Origin of the sequence: Chryseobacterium contaminans, from assembly GCF_001684955.1 — a bacterium.
Lineage (GTDB): Bacteria > Bacteroidota > Bacteroidia > Flavobacteriales > Weeksellaceae > Chryseobacterium > Chryseobacterium contaminans.
Genome location: NZ_MAYF01000088.1, coordinates 1 through 7165, shown reverse-complemented (window position 1 = coordinate 7165; position 7165 = coordinate 1). Strand labels below are relative to the sequence as shown.

Here is a 7165-nt window from a genome sequence, read left to right as displayed (position 1 = left end):
TCAATTCAAAAACGGACCTGAGTCCATAATTGGAAAAAGAAGACGTTTCATTAGCTCCTGCCGCAATTCTTTCACCTGTTGTACCCGTGTAGAAAACGGTGGTATTGTTCTTGAAATTAGGAGCAATTTTCCAGATATGCCCGATTCCTACTCTTGAAGTAACAAATTTTGTTTTCGCTCCACGCCTGATGTAAGCAAAGTTTCCGTTATCAATTCCATTATAATAATCGTCATATGAAATCTGGCCGGAAACCTGTTCCAGAGAATTACCATGAGTGGCTAATAACGTTATTTTCTGATTGGCATTAAGCTTAAACTCGCCATTGATATTATAGAAGTTTTTAATGCTTTTACCATGAGGACGGTATCCGTCACTTCCAATATGTCCATAGTTGGCAGTAATGGAATGATGATCTCCCACACTTGTTGCAGATGTAGAACTTTGAAATAATCCGAAAGAGCCGGTCATAAACTGCTCAGAAACAGAATTTCCTTTTTTACTTTCCGGTTGCATATACAATCGTACTGCGCCACCGGAACCGCCGCCATATAATGTGGCTGCAGGACCTTTTATAACTTCTATACGGTTCACCAACCCGAAATTAACATCATCAAGAACGGTAACCCCATCAGCTCCGGTAAGCGGAATATTGTTGAGGTACATTTTGATCCCCCAGTTATTGAATTTCTGATCGTTTCCATATCCTCGTATAACAATTCGCTGCCCGCCCAGTTGCGTTCTCTTTTCTACCTGAACTCCGGCCATCGTATTAAGGCTTTGTTCTATGAAGGCAGGATTATTTCGGTTGATTTCATATTCAGAGATGATTTCCGTGGATTGTGCATGTTTTTTAAATTCTTCCCTTTCTTTGATAACTTTTGATCTTGCATGGATGGCTACTTCATCAATATGATTTTCATTTTCCTGAGCATGAGCAAATACTATTGTTGATAGAGAAAGAGCAAGAATGTAGATTTTTTTCATTAAGACGGTCTGTTTTTTACAAACATATTGAAAAAATAGGAAAGCTGAAATGGATCAACTGTTATTTTTGATATTTAAATAGGATATTATTAATCCTTGATTAGCTTGTTTAAAAGATTGGGCTTGTTCAACAAAAGCTCCTGGAAAGGAGCTTGCCGTTCTACTTTGATCTCTTTTGGGGTTTTGAAAAGGTCACAAAAAAGATGGGGTATATTATCAAAATCACAAAACCTCGCAATTTGCGAGGTTTTGTGACACTATATTTAAAATTTGTACTATTTTTAAGTCGTTGTATTGAGTATAGTATATTTCAAATAAAAAATCTCTCACACGGTGAGAGATTTTTACTTATTTATTTAATATTTCCACTATTACATTCACAGGTGGATCTAAATAATAATTGTTGATAGCAAAAGCATTTGTTGAACTTAAGGAAACAATCTTATTTCCATAGCTAAATACTTTAAAAGGATATCTTTCGGTATTGATTGAATTGACTTTTGCATAACTGTTTAGGTTATAAAGTTCAATACTTTTTTTATCAGTTCCAGCAATGATATTGCTGGTGTCAAAATCAAAGCTTGTTAATCCTGAATTACCTCTAGGAAGATTTCCTGTAAAAACTAAATTACTATCATATATAGCACCTTCTATAGCTGTTAAGAATCCATTTCCTCCTGGTAAAGCTTCAAATATTTTATCATTTAAAGGGTGGTCACCATGGTATTTATCTTCAAATCTATTTACAAATGTTCCATCTGCATTATAGTTAAAGCGAATTAGATTGGGTGGACCTACATTTGTTGTAATATAAAAGAAGCTTGAATTAGTGTTGGCCACTTTTTTTATTCTTCCATATTGATAGTTTCCATTTGTTGATACTAATTGTTTGGTTGCCCTGTCGAAACATTTTAAGGATACATTGGAAATATCTCCTGTTGTTCCATACAGCTTGTCATTAGCTAATACAACGCTTGTAACACTGCTTCCAAAATTAATCTGGTCTTTCAATGATAAATCACTTGTATTGTAGATATATACCCATCCGTCATTTCTTGGTACATATAGTTCCTTTTGTCCTCCAAAAGTACCAAGGAAAGAATAACCTAGTGTAGCTCCGGTAGAAATTTCCTTTACAACAGAACCTGAGGTTACATCATACTTCATGATGTTTCCATTGTCTCCAAATATAAACATATTTCCATTGTCTGAATCAAACAAGGCATCTGTAGGCCGGATATTAAGTAATTTAATACCTGGCCTTTTATAGGTGACAATATTACTCTTTACACTTTGCCCATTAGTGGTATATCCGGTTATTTGATAATCCAGATAAGGAGTATATGGAATATTGTTATCAATTTTTACAAATGTATTTCCTGTTTCCTGGTTTAATGATCCTTCGGTTCCATTTTCAGAAGTTTTTCTTGAAAATTGAAAACTTTGGTATGTATTTTTACCAGTGGTAGTCCATTCCAGTTTTAATGTATTTTCATCAACCACTACTACTTCCTTCAGAATAATTTTTTCCTCCGGTGTAACTGGCTGTGGTACAATGATGACCTCATCAGAATCGCTTGAACATGAAATAAATAAAGTGAATAAGAAAGATAAAAATCCTATTTTTTTGATATACATATTCTTAGATTCCGTCAATAATTTCATTTAAAACAGTGCTTGGTCTCATGGCAGCATATGTTTTATACGTATCCGTTTTGTAATAACCGTCAATATTCTGAGGCTTACCTTGAGCACCGATTAATTCTGCATTAATTACTTCTTCATTTTCTTTCATGGCAGCAGCAACCGGAGCAAACTGAGCCGCTAATTCTGCATCAGCAGTTTGGTTAGCCAAAGCTTCAGCCCAATACATTGCTAAATAGAAGTGAGAACCTCTGTTGTCAATCTGACCTACTTTTCTTGCAGGAGATTTGTCGGTAGCTAAGAATTTAGCGTTAGCTTCATCTAATGCATCTGCTAAAACCTGAGATTTTGTATTTCCTTGAGTTTGTGCTAAATGTTCTAAAGAAGCCTGTAATGCTAAGAATTCACCAAGAGAATCCCATCTTAAGTATCCTTCTTCCAAGAACTGCTCGATGTGTTTTGGAGCAGAACCTCCGGCACCTGTTTCAAATAAACCACCACCGTTCATCAATGGAACAATAGAAAGCATTTTAGCAGAAGTACCCAGCTCAAGGATTGGGAAAAGGTCAGTTAAGTAATCTCTCAATACGTTTCCTGAAACAGAAATCGTATCCTTACCTTCTCTTGCTCTCTTAAGCGTTTCAGTCATTGCATCTTTTACATCAAGAATTCTGATGTCAAGACCTGTTGTATCATGATCTGCAAGATATTTTTCTACTTTTTTGATGATCTCTCTGTCGTGAGCTCTTCCTTTATCTAGCCAGAAAATAGCAGGAGTATCAGAAAGTCTTGCTCTGTTTACTGCTAATTTTACCCAGTCCTGGATAGGAGCATCTTTAGTCTGACACATTCTGAAGATATCCCCTTTTTCTACTTTCTGAGAAAGAAGAACGTTTCCTGCCTCATCCTGAACTTCTACAGTTCCGTCAGCAGATAATTGGAAAGTTTTATCATGAGAACCATATTCTTCAGCTTTTTGAGCCATCAACCCAACGTTTGGAACAGATCCCATTGTAGTAGGGTCTAATTTTCCGTGTGCTTTCATATCATCAATGACAGACTGATAGAAACCAGCATAAGAACGGTCAGGGATGATACAAACCGTATCCTCTTCGTTTCCGTCTTTGTTCCACATTTTACCTCCACCTCTTACAAGAGCAGCCATAGATGCGTCTACAATAATGTCAGAAGGAACGTGGAAATTAGTAATTCCTTTGTCAGAATTTACCATGGCCACTCTTGGCCCTTCAGCCAATGCTTTTTCAATATCAGCTTTAATGTCAGCTTCCTGAGCATTTCCTTTGATTTTTTCGAAAAGATCAGCAAGACCGTTATTTGGATTAATATCTAAAGACTTGAACGTCTCAGCATATTTAGTGAATACCTCTTTGAAGAAAGTTTCTACGATAGCCCCGAAGATAATTGGGTCAGAGATTTTCATCATTGTAGCCTTAAGGTGGGCAGAAAGAAGTACATTTCTTTTCTTAGCCTCCTCAATAGCCTCCTGAACGAATACTTTCAAAGCATTAAGGTTCATTACAGAAGAATCGATCACTTCACCAGCCTGAAGACCTGCGAAGTCTTTCAATACGGTTTCCCCTTCATTTCCTTTGAATACGATTCTGTATTGTGTAGCGTTTTCTAACGTTGTAGAAGTTTCTGTTCCGTAGAAATCACCATTGTTCATGTGTGCTACGTCAGTTTTGCTGTCAGAAGCCCAATCACCCATTCTGTGAGGATTAGCTTTTGCATAGTTTTTAACAGCCTTTGGAGCACGTCTGTCAGAGTTTCCTTCTCTTAATACAGGGTTTACAGCACTTCCTAAAACCTTTGCATATTTAGCTTTGATTGCTTTTTCCTCATCATTCTTAGGCTCTGCAGGGTAATTTGGAACTGCGAAACCCTTTCCTTGTAATTCAGCAATAGCTGCGTCCAATTGAGGAACAGAAGCAGAAATATTAGGTAATTTGATGATATTAGCATCCGGTTGAGTAGCTAATTCTCCTAATTCTGCCAAAGCATCACCAATCTTCTGGTCATCCTTTAAAAATTCAGGGAAGTTCGCTAAGATTCTGCCTGCCAGGGAAATATCCGGAACAGCAATCTCGATGTCTGCTGATTTAGTAAAAGCTTTTACAATAGGTAAAAACGAGTGAGTAGCCAGCATTGGTGCTTCATCCGTTAATGTGTAGTAAATTTTTGATTTTTCTGACATTATACTGTTATTTGTTATTTGAAATTAAAGTCCCACAAATTTACTAAATATGATTGTTTTTTCGGGGAATTTTTAAATAAAAAAAGAGGTGAGAGCGTCTTTTAATTTTTATAGATGTATAATGGTATATTCTGCCATACTGTTAAAAATTGATATTAAATTCCATTTTAAAGTTTTTGAAGCTGGAAATTGTTTAAAAAACTGATCCCCAGATTAAAGTATTTTATATTTTCACTTTAAGATTAATTTAACCTTATATTTCACAAAGAAAAATTCTTTTTTGACTAAATTTGAAAAACTAAAAAAATAAATATTATGTCAACGACAATCACTTTAAAAGGAAACGAAGTACACACCATAGGAACATTACCAGCTGTAGGAAGCACTGTTAAAGATTTTGCACTGGTTGATTCAGGATTAAATGTGAAGACTCTTGAAACTTTTGAAGGAAAAAAGAAAGTATTCAATATCTTCCCAAGCATTGATACTCCTACTTGTGCTGCGTCAAGCAGAAAATTCAATGAAGAAGCTTCAAAACTTGATAACACTGTTGTCATCAACGTTTCTAAAGACCTTCCATTTGCATTAGGAAGATTCTGTGCAGCAGAAGGATTAGATAAAGTGGAAACTCTTTCAGACTTCAGAAGCAGCTTTGGTGATGATTATGAGGTAACCATTACAGATTCTCCATTGAAAGGCCTGTTAAGCCGTGCGGTAATTGTTACAGACGAAAACAATAAAGTGGTTTATACTGAACAGGTTTCAGAAATTGCTAACGAACCTAACTACGATGCAGCCTTGGCAGCATTGAACCAATAGTAGAAATAATTTTTGTAAAAAGCCTTGTGAATTTGATTTTACAAGGCTTTTTTTAATCCGGAATACACAATATGATATCAGACCATTACACCAGATACGGAGAGCTTTTCCAGGTAGATCAGGAACACTTTGATGAGTTTTATGCTCTTCTTAAAGATACACAGCTTGTAAAATCAGACTTCTTTCTGAAACAGGGTGAAAAGTGCCGTTATTTGGGCTTTATCAAAAAAGGAACCATAAGATGCTTTTATGTCAATGACCAGGGTAGGGAAATCAACTTTGGATTCTATTTTGAAAATGAATTTTTTACCGATTATGAAAGCATACTCTGTGATACCGTATCCAATATGAATATTCAGGCGCTGGAAAATTGTGAAATCTTATTATTAAGCAAAGAGCATTTACAGGCATTATATCAGAAAGAAGCCTATTGGCAGAAATTCGGACGGGTGATGAGTGAGAAAATTTATCTGGATGCCAAAAAAAGAATTGATGATCTGATATGCCTTTCCCCGGAAAACAGATACCTGAACCTTCTGAAACAACAACCTCTCCTTTTCCAGAAAATAGCACAGAAACATATTGCCAGCTATCTGGGAGTTACCGAACAATCTTTGAGCAGAATCCGGAGCAGGATTGTAAATTAACTTAAGTTAACGTCCAAAGGTGTTTTTAGGTTGTAGCTTTACCATATTAAAATTTAATACTTAACATCATGGAACAAAAAGATTTAACCATTATTTTGGTACACGGAGCCTGGGGAGACGGATCTCACTGGCAATACATTATTCCTTCTCTGGTAAAAGAAGGGTATAAAGTAAGAAGCGTTCAGAATCCTCTTACTTCCTTACAAAATGATATTGATAAAACAAAAGATCTTATTGATGCCCAGGAAGGAAAAGTGCTTTTAGTAGGACATTCTTATGGTGGTGCTGTAATTTCAGGAGCCGGAAATCATGATAAAGTAGTCGGGTTAGTTTACATTGCTGCCTTCGCTCCTGATGCGGGAGATAGTTTAGGCTCTCTGTTAGGAAGAAGAGAATCTCCGGGCGGGGCAAGTATTTATCCTGATAATAAAGGATTCTTATGGATCAAATACGATGAGTTTAAATCTGCATTCTGTCAGGACCTGGATGATGAAAAAGCGTTGGTAATGGCACTGTCACAAAAACCTATCCACGGGCAGTGTTTTGGAGATGCTGCAGGAGAGCCGGCATGGAAAACAAAACCAAGCTGGTACCAGATTTCATCCAACGACCGTATGATTCCGGCAGAAACCGAAAAAGAAATGGCAGAACGTATGCAGCCTAAAAAAATAATTACACTGGAAGCCGGTCATGCTTCGTTAGCTTCACATCCTGAAGAAGTTACTCAACTTATTTTAGAGGCAGCATCTTCTCTTTAAAATATAAATTAATCATAAAGATTCACAAGGCTCTGGAAAATTTTAAGTATTTTCACAGGGCTTTTTTATGAATAAAGATCAAAATGGTAAAAAGAAT

General features: G+C 36.3%; 6 protein-coding genes. 3 read left to right on the top strand and 3 right to left on the bottom strand.

Annotation, left to right across the window (positions count from 1 at the left end; translation table 11 throughout):
• From BBH99_RS06745 to BBH99_RS06735, 3 genes are all read right to left on the bottom strand, one after another.
• Positions 1-985, bottom strand: a 985-nt coding sequence (locus BBH99_RS06745) for a TonB-dependent receptor plug domain-containing protein (protein ID WP_165601893.1), incomplete at its 3' end; no start/stop codon positions are given.
• 348 nt (positions 986-1333) lie between these two features.
• A complete protein-coding gene (locus BBH99_RS06740; RefSeq protein ID WP_066693737.1) occupies positions 1334-2650 on the bottom strand; it encodes a PQQ-binding-like beta-propeller repeat protein in 1317 nt (438 codons plus the stop codon).
• Complete coding sequence (locus BBH99_RS06735; RefSeq protein ID WP_066693734.1) at positions 2628-4844, bottom strand: NADP-dependent isocitrate dehydrogenase; 2217 nt, start codon at positions 4842-4844, stop codon at positions 2628-2630. The genes BBH99_RS06740 and BBH99_RS06735 overlap by 23 nt, the downstream gene beginning before the upstream one ends.
• 315 nt (positions 4845-5159) lie before the next feature.
• Between BBH99_RS06735 and tpx the strand changes: the two genes are divergently transcribed.
• The 3 genes from tpx to BBH99_RS06720 all read left to right on the top strand — a co-directional run bounded on the left by tpx (position 5160) and on the right by BBH99_RS06720 (position 7068).
• Positions 5160-5663 (top strand): thiol peroxidase, encoded by a 504-nt coding sequence (gene tpx / locus BBH99_RS06730; RefSeq protein ID WP_066693730.1) that lies wholly within the window; start codon positions 5160-5162, stop codon positions 5661-5663.
• Between the two features lie 71 nt (positions 5664-5734).
• Entirely contained in the window at positions 5735-6310 is a 576-nt protein-coding gene (locus BBH99_RS06725) for a Crp/Fnr family transcriptional regulator (protein ID WP_066693727.1), read from the top strand.
• Between the two features lie 68 nt (positions 6311-6378).
• A complete protein-coding gene (locus tag BBH99_RS06720; protein WP_066693725.1) occupies positions 6379-7068 on the top strand; it encodes an alpha/beta hydrolase in 690 nt (229 codons plus the stop codon).
• The last annotated feature ends 97 nt before the right edge of the window (positions 7069-7165 follow it).

Coding starts and splice junctions, on each gene's coding strand:
- BBH99_RS06735 (WP_066693734.1), bottom strand. CDS start 4,844: ATGTCAGAAAAATCAAAAATTTACTACACATTAACGGATGAAGCACCA.
- BBH99_RS06720 (WP_066693725.1), top strand. CDS start 6,379: ATGGAACAAAAAGATTTAACCATTATTTTGGTACACGGAGCCTGGGGA.
- BBH99_RS06725 (WP_066693727.1), top strand. CDS start 5,735: ATGATATCAGACCATTACACCAGATACGGAGAGCTTTTCCAGGTAGAT.
- BBH99_RS06740 (WP_066693737.1), bottom strand. CDS start 2,650: ATGAAATTATTGACGGAATCTAAGAATATGTATATCAAAAAAATAGGA.
- tpx (WP_066693730.1), top strand. CDS start 5,160: ATGTCAACGACAATCACTTTAAAAGGAAACGAAGTACACACCATAGGA.